The sequence below is a fragment of the Streptomyces nidicola genome (genome assembly GCF_050106155.1).
GTDB lineage: Bacteria > Actinomycetota > Actinomycetes > Streptomycetales > Streptomycetaceae > Streptomyces.
This window is the reverse complement of the sequence record NZ_JBNBPI010000001.1, coordinates 3286727-3304824: the sequence shown is the minus strand read 5'-3', so window position 1 is coordinate 3304824 and position 18098 is coordinate 3286727. Positions and strand designations below refer to the sequence as shown.

General features: G+C 71.0%; 15 protein-coding genes. 11 read left to right on the top strand and 4 right to left on the bottom strand.

What is annotated here, in order from left to right:
• Positions 1-43 precede the first annotated feature (43 nt).
• Complete coding sequence (locus ACOKM3_RS14980) at positions 44-616, top strand: TetR/AcrR family transcriptional regulator (protein ID WP_426900710.1); 573 nt, start codon at positions 44-46, stop codon at positions 614-616.
• Here ACOKM3_RS14980 and ACOKM3_RS14975 read toward each other — a convergent pair.
• A complete protein-coding gene (locus ACOKM3_RS14975) occupies positions 605-1786 on the bottom strand; it encodes a PucR family transcriptional regulator (protein ID WP_426900708.1) in 1182 nt (393 codons plus the stop codon). The genes ACOKM3_RS14980 and ACOKM3_RS14975 overlap by 12 nt on opposite strands.
• 169 nt (positions 1787-1955) lie before the next feature.
• Here ACOKM3_RS14975 and ACOKM3_RS14970 point away from each other — a divergent pair, with 169 nt between their 5' ends.
• Together ACOKM3_RS14970 and pruA are read left to right on the top strand one after the other, a co-directional pair.
• Positions 1956-2882, top strand: coding sequence for a proline dehydrogenase family protein (locus tag ACOKM3_RS14970; RefSeq protein WP_327661468.1), 927 nt, complete (start codon positions 1956-1958; stop codon positions 2880-2882).
• A 62-nt stretch (positions 2883-2944) separates the two neighbouring features.
• Positions 2945-4582 carry an L-glutamate gamma-semialdehyde dehydrogenase gene (gene pruA, locus ACOKM3_RS14965; protein ID WP_426900705.1) on the top strand — a complete coding sequence of 546 codons (1638 nt, stop codon included), beginning with the start codon at positions 2945-2947 and terminating at the stop codon, positions 4580-4582.
• Between the two features lie 591 nt (positions 4583-5173).
• On the opposite strand, the gene ACOKM3_RS14960 is transcribed toward pruA, so the two are convergent.
• Positions 5174-6097 (bottom strand): NADP-dependent oxidoreductase, encoded by a 924-nt coding sequence (locus ACOKM3_RS14960; RefSeq protein WP_426900703.1) that lies wholly within the window; start codon positions 6095-6097, stop codon positions 5174-5176.
• A gap of 280 nt (positions 6098-6377) precedes the next feature.
• Between ACOKM3_RS14960 and ACOKM3_RS14955 the strand changes: the two genes are divergently transcribed.
• From ACOKM3_RS14955 to ACOKM3_RS14940, 4 genes are all read left to right on the top strand, one after another.
• On the top strand, positions 6378-7181 hold the full coding sequence (locus ACOKM3_RS14955) for an SDR family NAD(P)-dependent oxidoreductase (protein ID WP_426900701.1): 804 nt from the start codon (positions 6378-6380) through the stop codon (positions 7179-7181).
• 48 nt (positions 7182-7229) lie between these two features.
• Entirely contained in the window at positions 7230-8384 is a 1155-nt protein-coding gene (locus tag ACOKM3_RS14950) for a PP2C family protein-serine/threonine phosphatase (protein ID WP_426900699.1), read from the top strand.
• A 2-nt stretch (positions 8385-8386) separates the two neighbouring features.
• Positions 8387-10441, top strand: coding sequence for an ATP-binding protein (locus tag ACOKM3_RS14945; RefSeq protein WP_426900698.1), 2055 nt, complete (start codon positions 8387-8389; stop codon positions 10439-10441).
• A 253-nt stretch (positions 10442-10694) separates the two neighbouring features.
• Positions 10695-10838 (top strand): hypothetical protein, encoded by a 144-nt coding sequence (locus tag ACOKM3_RS14940; protein ID WP_266714423.1) that lies wholly within the window; start codon positions 10695-10697, stop codon positions 10836-10838.
• Positions 10839-10860: 22 nt separating this feature from the next.
• Here ACOKM3_RS14940 and ACOKM3_RS14935 read toward each other — a convergent pair whose 3' ends face one another.
• The gene (locus ACOKM3_RS14935; RefSeq protein WP_426900696.1) at positions 10861-12441 is read right to left on the bottom strand and encodes a purple acid phosphatase family protein; all 1581 of its coding nucleotides are present in this window, start codon (positions 12439-12441) and stop codon (positions 10861-10863) included.
• Positions 12442-12569: 128 nt separating this feature from the next.
• Between ACOKM3_RS14935 and ACOKM3_RS14930 the strand changes: the two genes are divergently transcribed.
• Positions 12570-13613 carry a 3-isopropylmalate dehydrogenase gene (locus ACOKM3_RS14930; RefSeq protein ID WP_426900694.1) on the top strand — a complete coding sequence of 348 codons (1044 nt, stop codon included), beginning with the start codon at positions 12570-12572 and terminating at the stop codon, positions 13611-13613.
• A 271-nt stretch (positions 13614-13884) separates the two neighbouring features.
• Positions 13885-14973: a branched-chain amino acid aminotransferase gene (locus ACOKM3_RS14925; protein WP_426900692.1), complete on the top strand. Its 1089-nt coding sequence runs from the start codon at positions 13885-13887 to the stop codon at positions 14971-14973.
• A 77-nt stretch (positions 14974-15050) separates the two neighbouring features.
• Here the strand turns inward: ACOKM3_RS14925 and ACOKM3_RS14920 are convergent, their stop codons facing one another.
• On the bottom strand, positions 15051-15242 hold the full coding sequence (locus ACOKM3_RS14920) for a hypothetical protein (RefSeq protein ID WP_426900690.1): 192 nt from the start codon (positions 15240-15242) through the stop codon (positions 15051-15053).
• Positions 15243-15689: 447 nt separating this feature from the next.
• Here ACOKM3_RS14920 and ureA point away from each other — a divergent pair, with 447 nt between their 5' ends.
• Positions 15690-16385, top strand: coding sequence for an urease subunit gamma (gene ureA / locus ACOKM3_RS14915; protein ID WP_426900688.1), 696 nt, complete (start codon positions 15690-15692; stop codon positions 16383-16385).
• The gene (locus ACOKM3_RS14910) at positions 16382-18094 is read left to right on the top strand and encodes an urease subunit alpha (RefSeq protein WP_426900686.1); all 1713 of its coding nucleotides are present in this window, start codon (positions 16382-16384) and stop codon (positions 18092-18094) included. Before ureA ends, ACOKM3_RS14910 begins: the two co-directional genes overlap by 4 nt.
• The last annotated feature ends 4 nt before the right edge of the window (positions 18095-18098 follow it).

The window sequence follows — 18098 nt, the reverse complement described above, 5'->3', positions numbered from 1 at the left end:
GAGCGTTTAAGACATCCGTCTGGATTCCGGTTAGGGTGGGGTCATGGGACATCGTGAGGATCTGCTCGAAGGCGCCAAGCGCTGCCTGATGGCGAAGGGGTTCGCGCGCACGACGGCGCGCGACATCGTCAAGGAGTCGGGGACCAATCTGGCCTCCATCGGCTACCACTACGGCTCGAAGGACACGCTGCTCGCGCAGGCGTACGTGGCCCTGGTCGAAGGGGCGTCGCAGGACTGGGGCGAGCCGCACGAACTGGCGGGCGCGCCGGGCTCGTTGGAGCGCTTTCAGGCACTGCTGGAGAACGTCGTCGTCGGCCTCGGCAAGCCGGACTCCATGTGGCACCTGAGCATCGAGCTGCTGACGCTGGGCGACAAGATGCCCGCTCTGCGGGAGTACCTGGTGCAGGCTCAGACGGAGGCCGGGCGCGGCTTCATCGGCATGATCATGGGGGAGGAGCCGCCGGTCGACGATCCGCAGGTGGCGACGCTCGGGGGGCTCTTGTCGGTGCTGTTCCTCGGGCTCGTCGCCCAGTACACCTTCGACCCGGAGTCGTCGCCGTCCGCCGGGCAGCTCACCGAGGGGCTGCGGCAGCTGTTCGAGCTGTCACAGGCGTGACGCCTTCAACCCCATGTGCAGCAGCAGCCGGTCCTCGCCCTCGTCCAGGTCGAGGCCGGTGAGCTGTTCCACCCGCGACAGGCGGTAGTACAGCGTCTGGCGGTGGATGCCGAGGGCCGCGGCCGTGCGGCCCGCCTGGCCCGCGCAGTCGAGGAACACCTCGGCGGTGCGCGCCAGTTGACGGTGGGTGGGGGAGAGCAGGGGTGCGACCGCGGGGTCGTGCGCGGCCTCCGCGGGGAGCGCGGTCAGCAGCCGGTACGGGCCGATCGACGACCACTGCGCGTCGGGGCCGAGGCGCGGGTCGGCCAGCGCCGCGCGCGCCGCGGCCGTCGCCTCCTGCCAGGCCGTGGCCAGTTCGGCGAGGTCGTCACGCGCGGCGCCGACGCCCGCCGCGACCGGGGAGCCCGCGCGGGCGCGCAGCTTCGCCGCCGCGGTCAGCGCGGGCGCCAGGGCCTCGCGCGAGCGCAGCCGCACCAGCAGGGCGAGGCACTGGCCCGTCACCCCCCACGGAACCGTGCACAGCGCGTCCGCCGCCGGAATCGTGCGTACCGAAGGAGCGTCGTCGGGGTCCGCGGAAGGCCAGGGCGCGACGCAGACCACCGTGTGCAGGCCCGGCGCCCGGCTGCCGAGCGCCGTGCGCAGCGCCGCCACCGCCATGTCCCGCTGCCAGCCCCGCTCCGCCGTGAGCACGGAGTGGAACTCGCGGGTCAGGTCCGCGCCCGCCTGCGCCTCGTCGGCGAGCTGCGCGCCGATCCGGCCCGCCACCTCCATCGCCGCGTCGAGCTGCTCGTCCGTGGGACCCGGATCGTCGTCGAGCAGCCATACGTAGCCGAGGACGAAACCGTGATGGCGTACGGGCAGGCAGATGCGGCCGCGGTAGACGCCGGCCTCCGGGGTCGCCGGGATCCGGACCGGCTCCTTGGCGCTCGCGATGCCGAAGCCCTCGAACCAGGAGCGGACCGCCGAGGTCGAGCCGTGCGTCAGGATCGAGCGCGTGCGCACGGGGTCGAGGGCCGTCTCGTCGAACTCGGTGTCGCCGTCGGTGACCTGCGCCCCGAACGCGATGAGCCGGAAGTCCCGGTTCTCCAGGGTTGCCGGGGCACCGAGCAGTGCCGAGATCTCGTCGACCAGTTCCTGGTAGTCGCCTTTCACCCCGCCATTCTCCCGCATCACACGGGCTCTCTCATACAGATGTCTGAGGCGGCGGCCACAGATGCGTGACAGGTGTCGATGGCACAGGATCGGAGGGATCCTTAGATTTCACGGTGGTTCCGCGTGCCGTTCCCGCTTTGCGGCGATACGGCGCTCTTTCTCAACTCGTGATCCGTGGAGGTGCCCCGTGCTGGCTCCCTTGATCCTCGCCGCGTCGCGCAGCGACAAGATGCGCGCTTTCGTGTCGGCGGCGCCGGGCACCAAGCAGGTCGTCGACCGCTTCATCGCCGGTGAGTCCGTCGACGACGTCGTGCCGATCATCGAGGACGCCGCGGCCAAGGGCCTGGAGGTCACGCTCGACGTCGTCGGTGAGGACATCACCACCGTCGAGCAGTCGCAGGCCGCGCGCGACGCCTACCTGGACCTGGTCGAGCACCTGAAGGACCTGGGCCTCGGTACGAAGGCCGAGATGTCCGTGAAGCTGTCGATGTTCGGCCAGGCGCTGGAGGGCGGCCACGAGCTGGCCCTCGCCAACGTGCGGCCCGTCGTCGAGGCCGCCGCGAAGATCGGCACCACGGTCACCCTCGACGCCGAGGACCACACCACCCTCGACTCGATGTTCGCCATCCACGAGGAGCTGCGGAAGGACTTCCCGCAGACCGGCTGCGTCATCCAGGCGTACCTGTTCCGCACCGAGGACGACGCCCGCCGCCTCGCCGCCGCCGGCAGCCGCGTGCGCATCGTGAAGGGCGCCTACAAGGAGCCCGCCGAGGTCGCCTACCAGGACAAGGCCGAGATCGACAAGGCGTACGTCCGGATCATGCGCATCCTCATGGAGGGCGCCGGGTACCCGATGATCGGGTCCCACGACCCGCGGCTCGTGGCCATCGCCCAGGAGCTCGCGCGGCAGGCCGGGCGCAAGCTGGACGAGTACGAGTTCCAGATGCTGTACGGGATCCGCAGCGACGAGCACCTGCGGCTCGCCGCCGAGGGGCACCGGATGCGTGTCTACACCGCGTACGGCACCGACTGGTACGGATACTTCATGCGCCGCCTCGCGGAGAAGCCGGCCAACCTCCTCTTCTTCGCCCGCTCGGTCCTCACCAAGGGCTGACCCCCACTTCACTTCCGTAAGAACGTCCCCAACTCCCCGACCCCCGAAGGAGATACGGACCCATGACCCTCGACGCCGTGACCCAGGTCCCCGCCCCGGTCAATGAGCCGGTGCACGGCTACGCCCCCGGTTCCCCGGAGCGCGCCCGCCTGGAGGTCAAGCTCAAGGAGCTGGCCGAGAACCCGATCGAGCTGCCCTGCACCATCGGCGGCGAACGTCGTTTGGGTGGCGGCGAGCGCTTCGACGTCGTGCAGCCGCACAACCACAAGTCCGTCATCGGTACGTACGGCAACGCCACCGAGCAGGACGCCCAGGACGCGATCGACGCCGCCCTGGCCGCCGCCCCGGCCTGGCGCGCGACGTCCTTCGACGACCGCGCCGCGATCATCCTGCGCGCCGCAGAGCTGCTGTCCACGAAGTGGCGCGAGACGCTGGCCGCGTCGACGATGCTCGGCCAGTCGAAGACCGCGCAGCAGGCCGAGATCGACACTCCCTGTGAGCTCATCGACTTCTGGCGCTTCAACGTCCACTACGCCCGCAACCTGCTCGCCGAGCAGCCGCCGGCGAACTCCACGGGCGTGTGGAACCGCATGGACCACCGCCCGCTGGAGGGCTTCGTCTACGCGATCACGCCGTTCAACTTCACGGCCATCGCGGGCAACCTGCCGACCGCGCCCGCGCTGATGGGCAACGTCGTCGTGTGGAAGCCGTCCCCGACGCAGACGCACGCGGCCGTCCTGCTGCTCCAGCTTCTGGAGGAGGCCGGTCTGCCGAAGGGCGTCATCAACCTGGTGACGGGTGACGGCCTGGCCGTCTCGGAGGTCGCGCTCAACCACCGTGACCTCGCCGGTATCCACTTCACCGGCTCGACCAAGACCTTCCAGCACCTGTGGAAGACGGTCGGCAACAACATCGAGAAGTACCGCACCTACCCGCGCCTCGTCGGCGAGACCGGCGGCAAGGACTTCGTCGTCGCGCACCCGTCCGCGGACCGTGCGGTGCTGAAGACCGCGCTGACCCGTGGCGCCTTCGAGTTCCAGGGCCAGAAGTGCTCGGCCACGTCGCGTGCGTACATCCCGGCCTCCATCTGGAACGACGGGTTCAAGGAGGAGTTCGCGGCCGAGGTCGACGGCATCAAAATGGGTGACGTCACCGACCTGTCGAACTTCATCGGCGCCCTCATCGACGACCGTGCGTTCGCCAAGAACAAGGCGGCGATCGACCGGGCGAAGTCCGACGAGACCTGCACGATCGTCGCCGGTGGTACGTACGACGACTCCGTCGGCTACTTCGTGCGTCCGACGGTCGTCGAGTGCTCGGACCCGGCCAACGAGGTGTTCTCCACGGAGTACTTCGGTCCGTTCCTCGCCGTGCACGTCTACGAGGACGACCAGTACGACGCCATGCTGGAGCAGATGGAGTCGGCCTCGGACTACGCGCTCACCGGCTCGGTCGTCGCGAACGACCGGGCGGCCGCGGCCCACACGATGGAGAAGCTCCGCTACGCGGCGGGCAACTTCTACATCAACGACAAGTCGACCGGGGCGGTCGTCGGCCAGCAGCCCTTCGGTGGCGGCCGCGCCTCCGGCACCTGCGACAAGGCGGGGGCCCCGCAGAACCTGCAGCGGTGGACGCTGACCCGCGCCATCAAGGAGACGCTGGTTCCGCCGACGGACTACGTGTACCCGCACATGGGCTGAGCGCCCCTGTAGCGGTGCCGCCCCCGGTCGAGGTGTTCCCCTCGGCCGGGGGCGGTTCTGCGCGTGCCGCCCCTACGCCACGGGGCTCCGCCCCGGACCCCGCGCCTCAAACGCCGGCGGGGCTGAAAACGCCGGGACTCCGCCCCGGACCCGCGGGCTCTCGTCCAAAGCGCGGGCTTGAAAGACCGGGGCTCCGCCCCGGACCCCGCTGCTCAATCGCCGCAGGGGCTGGAATTGCAGGGGCTGGAATTGTCCACCCGCCTCGCAGGCAATGGCCTTGCTCCCGCCCATCTCCCACCACCCGCCCCCTCCGGGGGCGTCGGCCGCACGGGGTTGCGCGCCCCGCGGTGTGCGACCGGCCGCCGGCACGGCTGCCCGCCCAGGACGACGGGGGCAACCCCGCCTGGCCAAGGGCCGCATGCACGGCTCCCCGCCCATGACGGTCGACGCCCGCCGCCTTGGGCAATCTGCCTTCCCCAAGCTCTCCGACGAGCTCCGAGCAGGGGAGACCCCATCGGGTGGCAGGGTGGGCAAGGCGGCCCCCGGTGCAGCGCACCCCTCACCGCGGGCCCCGCCCTGGTGCCGGGCCGCTCAGGGCACCGTCAGGACGATTTTGCCCTGGGTGTGGCCCGTGGCGCCCAGTTCGTGGGCCTTGGGGGCTTCCTCCAGGGGGAGGGTCGCGGAGACGTGGGCGCGGAGGCGGCCCGCTGCCATCAGGGCCGCGACCTTGCGCAGCGTGGCGCCCGAGGGCTGGACCGAGATGGGGGCGAAGCGGACGCCGCGGGTCTCGGCGTCCTCCTGGGTGACGCCGGGGTCCCAGAGCATCGCCGAGGCCAGGAGGCCGCCGGGGCGCAGGGTGACCAGGGTGCGCGGGCCGTAGTCGCCGCCGATCAGGTCGAAGGCCACGTCCACGTCACGCAGGGAGTGGGCGAAGTCCGTGGTCGTGTAGTCGATGGGTTCGTCGACGCCGAGTTCGCGCAGGAAGTCGTGCTTGTCGGCGCGCGCGGTACCGATCACGTACGCCCCCTCGGCCTTGGCGATCTGCACCGCCACGTGCCCGACGCCGCCGGCCGCCGCGTGGATCAGCACCCGGCGGCCGGGACCGATCTGCCCGATGTCGACGAGCGCGAGCCAGGAGGTGAGCGCGGCCGAGGGCAGCGCCGCCGCCTGGACGTGATCGACATTGCCCGGCTTCGGCGCCAGGTGCTCGGTGCGGATCACGACGTACTCGGCGTAGCCACCGCCCCGGATCATCGCGAACACGTCGTCGCCCGGCCGGAATTCGGTGACATCCTGGCCCGCCGACTCGACGACGCCCGAGACGTCCCAGCCGAGCGTGAACGGCGGGTCGCCGAAGAGCGGCGCGGAGCCGGAGCGCGCCATCCGGTCCACCGGGTTCACCCCCACGGCCCGGACCCGGACCAGTACCTCGCCCGCCCGCGGCTCGGGCCGCTCCACCTCCACCACTTCGAGCACCTCGGGTCCGCCGAGCCGGCGCTGACTGATGACGCGCATGGTGGGACTCCTCCCCAGGGTCGGCCCGGCCATCGCGGCCCGGCCGTACTGGGTCCATCGTGGGACGTGGGCGGCGACCGCGCCATGCCGCGGGGAGCGCCATGTCCGGGCAGCGGCGAAAGGTCCGCACCGTAGCACCCTTCAAGTCAACTACCGGTCGGATTCCGGGAGTTGGCCCGATGAGCGGTCCGGGCGGCGGGCGAGGGGCTTTACTGTGACCCGCATCACATGATGTGCCTGCTCGGCAGAAGCGGAAGCAGAAGCAGAAGGGGGGACCGCCATGAACGCGTGCGATCTGACGGGGCGCAAGGCGCTGGTGACCGGGGGTGCTCAGGGGCTCGGGGCGGCGGCGGCCGAGGCGCTCGTGCGCGAGGGAGCCGCCGTCGTCATCGCCGACGTCCAGGAGGACGCGGGCCGCGCGACCGCCGAGACGTTGCAGAAGGCGGGCGGCGCGGCGACGTTCGTCCCGCTCGACGTGGCCGACGACGAGAGCTGGGAGGCGGCGGTCGGCCGCGCCGTGGACGAGCTCGGCGGCCTCGACGTCCTCGTCAACAACGCCGGTGTCGAGATCTCGGGTCTTGTCGTCGACCTCGACCCGCGGGACCTCCGCAGGATGCTCGACGTCAACGTCCTCGGCGTCGCGCTCGGCCTCAAGCACGCCTTCCGGGCGATGCGCCCGGGCGGCCGGGCCGGCCGGGGTGGGTCGGTCGTCAATATCTCGTCGGTGGCCGCGACGATCCCCTTCCCCGGCATCGCCGGCTATGCCGCGACGAAGTCCGCGGTCGACCGGCTGACCCGGGTGGCCGCCCTGGAGTCCGGCAGGCTGGGCTACGGCGTGCGGGTCAACTGCCTCTACCCGGGCCTGGTTCCCACGGCGATGGGTACCCGCCTCGCCCGGGACATGGAGACCCTGGGGCTGTGGCCGAGCGCGGAGGCGGCCGTGGGGGACGTCGTCGCGCGGACCCCGCTCGGGCGGCTCGGCGAGGCCACGGACACGGCCGACGCGGTCGTCTTCCTCGCCTCCGACGCCGCCCGCTTCATCACCGGCGCGGGGCTTCCGGTCGACGGCGGCATGGGCATGTGAGGAAGGTGTGGCCCGAGAGCCGATTCCCGGTTGGCACGGATTCGGGATATGCCCATTCTCTCGTGCGGCGTGGAGTTGTGCTCTAAAGTCCCGAACGCCCCCTCGGTCGACAGAGCTGGCGCGACGATGATGACTTCTCAAGAAGAGATGGCTTCTCAAGGAGCGATGGCTTCTCAAGGAGAAATGCGGTTCCTTTCGCCGGGTGCGGGCACGGGCGCGGGCGCGGCCTTCGGAGAGGACGCGCGTCGAATTTCCGGGGAACTCGCGAGCCATGGCACAGCTGTTCTCCTCTGTTTCCTGTTGCTGGCGGCGATCGGTGCCGCCGTGGTGCGGCTCCACCTTCAGGCGCGGGCGCTCAATTCGCTGCGGACGGTGACGCGCACCCTTCAGGAGGGGTTGCTGCGCCCGCTGCCGGGCCGGGTGGGCGGGCTGCGCACGGAGGTCCGCTACCTGGCGGCGCAGCGCGAGGCACGGATCGGCGGGGACATCTACGACGTCGCCGGCACGCCCTTCGGGGTGCGGCTGCTCATCGGCGACGTGATGGGCAGCGGCATGCCGGCGGTCGGCACCGCCCTGGACGCCCTCGGCGCCTACCGTGAACTGGTCCAGTGCGAGGCCCGGTTGACCGTGGTCGCCCAGCGTATGGACGCGGCGCTGGCCCGCCGCGAGCACAGCGAGGACTTCGTCACCGCACTGCTGCTCGGCACGAACGGTGACGACGGAGAGCTCGAACTGGTCTGCTGCGGCCACCCGCCGCCGCTGCTGATCCGCGGGCGCCGCGCCACCTTCGTGGACTCCCTGCCGCCGTCCCCGCCGCTCGGCCTGATGCGGCTGCAGAACGAGTGGTGCCGGTCGAGCACGATGTCCCTCGCCGCGGGCGACCGGCTGCTGCTCTACACCGACGGCGTCACCGAGGCGCGCAGCGGCAGCGGGGAGTTCTATCCGCTCGCGGAACGCGCGGTGGCCCTTTACGACCGGGACCCCGGGACGTTCCTCGACGCGCTCTCGGCGGACCTGATCCGCCATGTGAAGGGGCGACCGAAAGACGATGCCGCGCTTCTTCTGGTCGATTACGGAGATGTTCGAGCGGAAGACGGCCAATTTCGGTCGCACAGCCCTCGGTTGACCCGAGGATCTCGGGCGGTCCGCATTCCCGGAATCGATGAATACCGCACACGAAGTGATCTGCGCGAGACGAGGTAATCGTGGCCCCTCAGCTGCCGACGGAGCACACACCTTTCATCGGACGCCGCCGCGAACTCGCCCAATTGCGACAGCTGAGCGCGCGCTCCCGGCTGGTGACGGTGACCGGGCTCGGCGGGATCGGGAAGACCCGCCTCGCCCTGCGTGCCGCGGCCGACGTGGCGGACGGGTTCGCCGACGGCGCCTGGTGCGTCGAGCTCCACGAACTCCAGGACGCCGAACTGCTCGTGCACGCGGTCAGCGCGGCCCTGCACGCCACCGACCACACGACCCGGCCCCAGCACGAGGTGCTCACCGGGCACCTCGCCGACAAGCACCTGCTGCTCGTCCTCGACACCTGCGAACACCTCATCGGGGCCTGCGCGGAGCTCGTCGCGCGGCTCCTCGCCGCGGCCCCCGGGCTGCACATCCTCGCCACCAGCAGGCAGCCCCTCGGCCTGGCGGGGGAGGAGATCTTCGCCGTCGCGCCGATGTCCGTCGCGGCCGACGCGGTGCGGCTCTTCGCGCAGCGCGCCCACGCCGCCCACCCGGAGTTCCTGGTCACCGCCCGCACCAGGCCGGTGGTGGAGCGCATCTGCGCGCGGCTCGACGGCATCCCGCTCGCGATCGAACTCGCCGCGGGACGGCTGCGCGGCGAGGAGACCGAGGAACTCCTCACCCTTCTGGAGGACCGCTTCCAGCTCGTCCGCGACGAGCCGGAGTACACCGGCAGGCACAGCACGCTGCGGACGACCATCGGCTGGAGCCACGAACTGTGCCTGCCCGCCGAGCGGTTGCTCTGGGCCCGCCTCTCCGTCTTCGCCGGCAGCTTCTCCCGGGGAGCCGCCGAGAAGGTGTGCGCCGACGCCGCCCTTGAGCGCGCGGACATCGGCCCCCTGCTCCTTGGGCTCGTGGAGAAATCCCTGCTCGTACGCGAAGACGTCCCCGGCGGCGGGAAGTTCAGGCAGCTCGACACCGTCCGGGGTTACGGCGCCGAGTGGCTGCGGCGGCTCGGCGAGGAGCAGCGCGTGCGCGCCCGCCATCTCGCCTGGTGCCAGGAGTTCGCCACGCAGGGCGAGGCGGTGTGGTTCGGTCCCGGCCAGACCGCCGTGTTCCGCACCACCCGGCGCGCGCACGCACAGCTCCTCGCCGCGCTCGACTTCGCCCTGTCGACACCGGGCCAGGAGCGGGCCGGGGCGCGGCTCGCCGGCACGCTCTGGTTCTACTGGGTCGGCTGCGGGCTCCTCAGCGACGGCCGCTATTGGGTCGACCGCGCGCTCGCCGCGGTCCCGGGGCCGCACCCGGAGCGGCTCAAGGCGCTGTGGGTCGGCGGCTACATCGCCATCCTCCAGGGGGACGCGCGGCCCGCCGCGGCCATGCTCACCGAGTGCAGGGCCGGAGCCCTGCGCGCCGATGACGACGCGGCGTACGCGTACTCCACCCACCGCCTGGGATGCGCCGCGCTGATGCGCGACGAACACGCCACGGCGGAGCGGTACTTCAGGGCGTCCCTGGCCAGCTACGCCGAGCTGGGTGAGCTCGACAGCAACGTCATGATGGCCCGCATCGAGCTGGCCATGGCCCTCGCGTTCCAGGGCGACCTGGCGGCGGCCGTCCCGCTGTGCGAGGAGGCCCGCGCCACCTGCGAGGAGCACGGCGAACGCTGGGCGAAGGCCTACGCCCTCTACGTCCTCTCCTTCGCCGCCTGGGCCGGGGGCCGCAGCGAGGAGGCGACGCGCCTGGCCGGCGACTGCCTGGTCATCAACTACGAGTTCCGCGATCTGGTCGGCGTCGTGCTGCCCGTCGAGGTCATCGCCCTGCTGTGGGCCTCGCGCGGCGACTGCGAGCAGGCGGCCGTGCTCCAGGGCGCGGCGCGCCGGATCTGGGACCGGGTGGGCCTGCCCCTGTTCGGCTCCGTGTACTTCAACGCACCGCACGACACCGCCGTCGCGCTCGCCCGCGAGTCCCTCGGCGACCAGGGGTACGAGGCGGCGTTCGAGCGGGGCGGCGGGCTGGGCCTCGAAGAGGTGGTCGCGCTGGCCCTCGGCCACGCACAGGAACCAGTGCGCACACAGTGACTGGTGGGACGGGAGAGGTGAGTCCCGTCTCAGATAGTAGGAAGTCCGAGTAATTGTGGAGACAGAAGCAGAGACCTGTCCTAGCTTTGTAGAAGCCGAACGACTCGCCCGATCCGGCGAATGGCGGCCGCGAGCCGGAGCACCTGGCAGGCAACCCCTGCAGCTCCCGCTTCCCGCCCTTCCGGCGCCTCGAAATCCCCTTGCGCACATGGCGCGCGAGGATTCCCACGGATTCTCAAGGAGTCGATCCCTCATGGCCACTGCGACGCCCGTCCGCCGCCGAGTCCGTCACGTCTCCCCGTCGAGCGAAGCCGACCGCCAGGCCGCCAGGACCGCGGCCGCCGCCCTCCAGCGCGCGCTGGACCGCAGGGACAACGGCGGCGAGACCGGTCACTGAGACCGGCCCCCTCCGAACGGCCTCAGGACCCCCTCTTCACCTCGAAGTGGTCGATGCGCTCGCCGGTCTCGGCCAGCGCCGACACCTTCATCCGGCCCTTCTCCACCTCCACCGCGAGGAACGAGAAGCCGGTGTACCGCACCCGGGACCACTCCACGGTGTCCGGGTCGGGCAGGCGTGACTTGGTCCAGTGGAAGGTGACGATCGACTCCCGGTCGTGCACGTTGCCTTCGTAGCTGTCCGGCACGCCCGGCCCGAAGCTGTAGAGGTCCTTGCCGGCGCCGCCCGCGGTGACGTACACGATGCCGTCGCGCGTCGGATCGGTCGACGCGCCGACCGGCACCGGCTTGCCGACCTCCCCGTTCCCCGCGCCCTTGATCGCGTCGGTGCGCTCGTAGACGTGGTTGTGCCCGTTGATCACCAGATCCACCTGGTGCTTGGCGAACAGCGGCACCCACGCGTCGCGCACCCCGCCGTCCGAGGCGTGCGTCGACGTCGAGTACACGCAGTGGTGGAAGAAGACGACCACGAACTCGATGTCGTCCCGCGCCCGCAGCTCACCGAGCCGCTTGTCGAGCCAGGCGGTCTGCTTCCCGTCCAGGTAGCCCTTGTTGGCGGGGATCTCGTACGAGACGTCGTTCGCGTCGAGCGCGACCACACCGACACTGCCGTACGTGAAGGAGTAGACGCCGGGCGCCTTGTCCGGGTCGGGGCCGTTCTCGGGCAGCGACCAGCGGGCGCGCTGCCCGCCGTAGCCGTTGGGGGAGTACCAGGCCTCCATGTCGTGATTGCCGGTCGTCACCATCCACGGCACCGACTTGGCGACCGTCTCCGTCTGCGCGAGGAACTGGTCCCACACCCGGGCGTCGTACGTGTCCGACTCCTTGCCGTGACCGCTGCTGTCGGCGTAGCAGATGTCGCCCGCGTGCAGGTGGAAGGACGGGTTCTGGCCCAGGATCACCTGGTCGTTGGCGAGCGCGTCGTAGCTGACGCCCTGGTCGCCGAAGGCCGTGAAGACGAACGACTCCGGGGCGGCCGGCGCCGTACGGAAGGTGCCGAGCGTGCCCAGGCGCTCCGCGTCGGCCGGGTCGAAGCCGTCGTGGCCGACGCCGTAGTAGTACGTCGTGCCGGGCCTGAGGTTGTCGAGCGCCGCGTGCAGATACAGCTGCTCGACCTCGGGGAGCTTCTTCGACAGGGACGGCGTGTGCAGGGCGCGCACCTCCGCCGGGATCTTCCGGCTCAGCTCCCAGGGCTTCGACCCCACCCGCAGATACGGGTTCTTGACCGCGAACGGCACCTGCCACGAGATCCGCATCTGCGTCTTCGGATCGGCGCCGAAGGCGAGATGCCGGCCGAAGGGGGCCACGAGGGAGCCGTCCACCTGCGCCGCGGCCGCCCGCGACGGCAGCAGCGGCGCCGCGTACGCGCCCGTCGCCGAGCCACCGCCGAGCAGCGCGGCCCCGCCCACCGAGGCCGCGGCCCCCGTCAGGGCACGGCGCCTGCTGAACTTCCGCCGCAGGTACTCGTGTTGCTCGGGCATGCTCAGGCGCCGGGCGAGGTGTTCGGGGATGCCGACATTGGGGGTGTCAGGAGCGGTGGTCATGACAGGGAACTTCCCAGTAACTTCCAACTACCGCCATACGTAAGGGTGAACAAAAAGCGGCGACTCGGCAGCCGTCCACATCATGGACACCGCGTGTCATCCCATGGGACGAGGAGTACGGTGCTCGCATGTCTCGCAGCATCAATCTCGCAGTGATCCCCGGTGACGGCATCGGCCAGGAGGTCGTGGCCCAGGGTCTCAAGGTCCTCTCCGCCGTCCTTCCGCAGGATGTGAAGCTGGAGACCGAGGAGTACGACTTCGGCGCCAAGCGCTACCACGCCTCCGGTGAGACCCTCACCGACGCCGACCTCGACTCGCTCAAGAAGCATGACGCGATCCTGCTCGGCGCCATCGGCGACCCGTCGGTGCCGTCCGGCGTCCTGGAGCGCGGCTTCCTGCTCAAGCTCCGCTTCGCGTTCGACCACCACGTCAACCTGCGTCCGTCGAAGCTCCTTCCGGGTGTTTCGACCCCGCTCGCGGGCGAGCCGGACATCGACTTCGTCGTCGTCCGCGAGGGCACCGAGGGCCCGTACACGGGCAACGGCGGCACGATCCGCAAGGGCACCGAGCACGAGGTCGCGACCGAGGTCTCCGTCAACACCGCGTTCGGTGTGGAGCGCGTGGTCCGTGACGCCTTCGCTCGCGCCCAGGCCCGCCCCCGCAAGAAGCTCACGCTGGTCCACAAGAACAACGTGCTGACCTTTGCAGGCCACCTGTGGACGAACACCTTCAACAAGGTGGCCAAGGAGTTCCCCGAGGTCACCACCGACTACATCCACGTCGACGCCGCGACGATCTACCTCGTCACCGACCCGGCCCGCTTCGACGTGATCGTCACCGACAACCTCTTCGGTGACATCATCACCGACCTCGCCGCGGCCGTCTCCGGCGGCATCGGCGTCGCGGCCTCCGGGAACATCAACCCGAGCCGCGAGTTCCCGTCCATGTTCGAGCCCGTGCACGGCTCGGCCCCGGACATCGCGGGCCAGGGCAAGGCCGACCCGAGCGCCACGATCCTCTCGGTCGCCCTCCTCCTGCGTCACCTCGGCTACGAGGCCGAGGCCGAGCGCATCGAGACGGCCGTCTCCGCGGACCTCGGCGAGCGCGGCGACACGGTCCGCTCCACCGACGAGATCGGTGACGCCCTCGTCGCCCGAGTAGTAGCCGGCTGACCCGGCGCTCATCTCGTACTGCTGAAAACAGCAGCAGCCGCCGGGTCGCACACCGCGCCCGGCGGCTGTTCCTGTGCGGCCCCTGGGGTGCGACCATCAACCCATGGGCCGCTTCACGCATCCGTACTCACCGGGTCCGTTTCGAGCACACCCCGCCTCGCGAGATAATCGAACGTGGGGCCGCGATGTACGTGGAAGCTCGGACGTCCTAGTACTGGGTATGCCGGCGTGAACGCGGTCCGTCACAACCAACGGTGAAGGACACGCAACCATGACGACGCCCACGATCGAGCTCAAGCCCACCGCCACCCCGCTGTCCGCCGCGCAGCGCGAGGAGATCCTGGCCAACCCGGGATTCGGCCGCCACTTCACCGACCACATGGTCATCGTGAAGTGGACCGAGGGGCGTGGCTGGCACGACGGGCAGCTGGTGCCCTACGGACCGCTCTCCCTCGACCCGGCCACCAACGTCCTGCACTACGCGCAGGAGATCTTCGAGGGCCTCAAGGCCTACCGTCAGCCCGACGGCACCGTCGCCACCTTCCGCCCCGACATGAACGCCAAGCGCTTCCAGCACTCCGCCTGGCGCCTCGGCATGCCCGAGCTGCCGGTCGAGACCTTCGTCGAGGCCTGTGACCTGCTCGTCCAGCAGGACAAGGACTGGGTGCCGGCGCACGGCGGCGAGGAGTCCCTCTACCTGCGCCCGTTCATGATCGCGACCGAGATCGGTCTGGGCGTGAAGCCCGCGAACGAGTACCTCTTCATCGTCATCGCCTCGCCCGCCGGCGCGTACTTCTCCGGCGGCGTGAAGCCCGTCTCCATCTGGCTCTCCGAGGACCGCGTGCGCGCCGTCCCCGGCGGCGTCGGCGACGCCAAGACCGGCGGCAACTACGCGGCGTCCCTGCTCGCGCAGGCCGAGGCCGCCGCCAAGGGCTGCGACCAGGTCGCCTACCTCGACGCCGTCGAGCACAAGTGGGTCGAGGAGCTGGGCGGCATGAACCTGTACTTCGTGTACGGGAACAAGATCGTCACCCCGACCCTCACCGGTTCGCTGCTCGCGGGCGTCACCCGTGACTCGCTCCTCCAGGTCGCCCGCGACCTCGGCTACGAGTCGGAGGAGCGCCGCATCTCCATCGACGAGTGGCAGTCCGCCTCCGAGTCCGGCGAGCTGACCGAGGTCTTCGCGTGCGGCACCGCGGCCGTCATCACGCCGGTCGGCACGGTCAAGCGTGCGGGCGCCGAGTGGACCCAGTCCGGCGGCGAGGCCGGCGAGGTCACGATGAAGCTGCGCAACGCGCTGCTGGACATCCAGCGCGGCAAGGCCGAGGACAAGCACGGCTGGATGCACGAGCTGGGCTAGTCCCGGTCGGGCGTACGTCGATCGGCCCCCGTCCTGCGAGCTCGCGGGACGGGGGCCGACGTATGTCCGGGGCCCGGTCAGTCCCCGTCGCTGGAGCTGCTCGACCGGCTGCCCGAGCCCTTCGTCGAGGCCTGTCCCAGTGCGCCGAGGACGATGAGCAGGACCTGTGCGCAGCGCAGTAGCCCGGCGGCCGTGTACTTGGCCGCGCGGACCACTTTCGTCCTGGCCGGAGATCTGGTGGAGCCCTCGGCTCCGGTGCTGTCCGTCATGCGTGTCCTGCCTCCCCGTGAAACGTCCCTGCCCGGTGGCAGGGAGCTTCCCCGCTCTTCGAGACAGCACGCCGGGCCGAATGGTTGCCATGTTGAGCACAAGTCTCTGGCCCCCACCCCACCCCTTCCCGAAAGTCCTGCCGGACGGGCCGCCTCAATCGCCGGCGGGGCTTGTATCGGGCAGTCCTGCCGGACGGGCCGCCTCAGTCGCCGGCGGGGCTGTTCGCCTCAAACGCCGGCGGGGCTTGAAAATCAAGCCCCGCTTTGGGACGAGAGCCGGCGGGGTCCGGGGCGGAGCCCCGGGGACGGGACGGGAAGGGGCGGTGGGGGCGTCTGATTTAGAGCCGCGCTCTATGTGCGGCGTCTCACGGACCGCGCCCAGGGCTGCCTACACCTAGCGGATGCGTTTAGAGTGGCGTTCTAAGTTCGACGAGGAGGCGTGACGGCGTGAGACTGACCCCCACGGAACGCGACCGGCTGCTGCTGTTCGGCGCCGCCGAGCTCGCCCGGGCCCGCAAGGCCCGCGGCCTGCGGCTCAACGTGCCGGAGGCGACCGCCCTGATCGCGGACACCGTCTGCGAGGCGGCCCGCGACGGGAAGCGGCTCGCCGAGGCGATCGAGGCGGCGCGCTCCGCGCTCGGGCCCGAGGACGTACTGCCGGGCGTCGCCGACGTGGTGACCGAGGTGCACGTGGAGGCGGTCTTCGACGACGGTTCGCGGCTCGCGGTCGTGAGTGACCCGATCGGCGGGGGCGAGGGGGACGCGGCGCCCGGCGCGCTGCTGCCCGGGCCCGAGCACGAGGACCCGCGGCCCGAGCTGACGCTCACCGTCACCAACACGGCGACCGTGCCCGTCTCCGTCACCTCCCACTTCCACTTCTTCGAGGCCAACCCGCGCCTGGACTTCGTACGGGACAAGGCCTACGGCATGCGGCTCGCGGTGCCCGCCGGGTCGTCGGTGCGGTTCGGGCCGGGGGAGACGCAGGACGTCGGGCTGCTGCCGATCGGCGGGGCCCGGATCGCCATCGGTTTCGCGGGCCTCGTCGACGGCCCGCTGGACGCGCCCGGCGCCCGCGAGGAGGCGCTGCGCCGCGCCGCCGCCTGCGGATATCTGGGCGTACCCACTGAGGAGGACAAGCGATGAGCCGCCCCGGAGGCCACCCCGCCGAAGCCCGCCGACTGACCCCGTACGAGTACGCGGGGACGCACGGCCCGCGCGCCGGTGACCGCGTCCGGCTCGGGGACTCGGGGCTGACCATCAAGGTCGAGTCCGACTCCCAGAGTTACGGGGACGAGTTCCTCGCCGGGTTCGGCAAGACCGCCCGCGACGGCCTGCACCTGAAGGCCGCCGCCGTCCGCGACACCTGCGACATCGTGATCAGCAACGTCGTGGTGATCGACGCCGCGCTCGGGATCAGGAAGGTCTCGATCGGGATCCGCGAGGGCCGGATCTCCGCCGTCGGGCGAGCGGGCAACCCGGACACGATGGACGGCGTCGACGTCGTGGTCGGCACGGGCACGACGATCGTGTCCGGCGAGGGCATGATCGCCACGGCCGGCGCCGTCGACACCCACGTGCACCTGCTGTCGCCGCGCATCATGGAGGCCTCGCTCGCCTCCGGCGTCACCACGATCATCGGCCAGGAGTTCGGCCCGGTCTGGGGCGTCGGCGTCAACTCCCCGTGGGCGCTCAAGCACGCGTTCTCCGCCTTCGACGCGTGGCCGGTCAACATCGGCTTCCTGGGCCGGGGTTCGTCCTCCGACGGCGCGCCTTTGGTGGAGGCCCTCGCCGAGGGCGGCGCCTGCGGGTTCAAGGTGCACGAGGACATGGGCGCGCACACCCGCGCCCTGGACACCGCGCTGCGCGTCGCCGAGGAGCACGACGTCCAAGTCGCCCTGCACAGCGACGGGTTGAACGAGTGCTTGTCGGTCGAGGACACCCTGAAGGTGCTCGAAGGCCGGACCATCCACGCCTTCCACATCGAGGGCTGCGGCGGCGGCCACGTGCCAAATGTATTGAAAATGGCGGGAGTTCCGAACGTCATCGGCTCCTCCACCAACCCCACCCTTCCCTTCGGCCGGGACGCCGTCGCCGAGCACTACGGCATGATCGTCTCCGTCCACGACCTGAAGACGGACCTGCCCGGCGACGCCGCGATGGCCCGCGACCGGATCCGCGCCGGGACGATGGGCGCCGAGGACGTGCTGCACGACCTGGGCGCGATCGGCATCACGTCGTCGGACGCGCAGGGCATGGGGCGCGCGGGCGAGACCGTGCGCCGGACGTTCGCGATGGCCGGGAAGATGAAGGGCGAGCTCGGCGACCCGGGCGTCGGCCACGACAACGAGCGCGTCCTGCGCTACATGGCGAAGCTGACCATCAACCCCGCCATCGCGCACGGCCTCTCGCACGAGATCGGCTCCCTCGAGCCCGGCAAGATGGCCGACATCGTGCTGTGGCGCCCCGAGTACTTCGGCGCGAAGCCGCAGCTCGTCCTGAAGTCCGGCTTCCCCGCGTACGGGGTGGTGGGCGACCCCAACGCCGCCACCGACACCTGCGAACCCCTCGTCCTCGGCCCGCAGTTCGGCGCGTACGGGGCGACGGCCGCCGAGCTGTCGGTCGCCTTCGTCGCGCAGGCCGCCGTCGACGACGGCCACGACACGATGCCCACCCGCAGGCGCCGCGTCGCCGTGCGCGGCACGCGCGGCATCGGCCCGGCCGATCTGCGCCTCAACTCCCGTACGGGAGCCGTCGATGTGGACCAGCGCACGGGCCTGGTCACCCTCGACGGCGACCCGCTCCGCTCCGAACCGGCCGAGTCCGTCTCCCTCAACCGCCTCTACTTCCTTTAAGGGA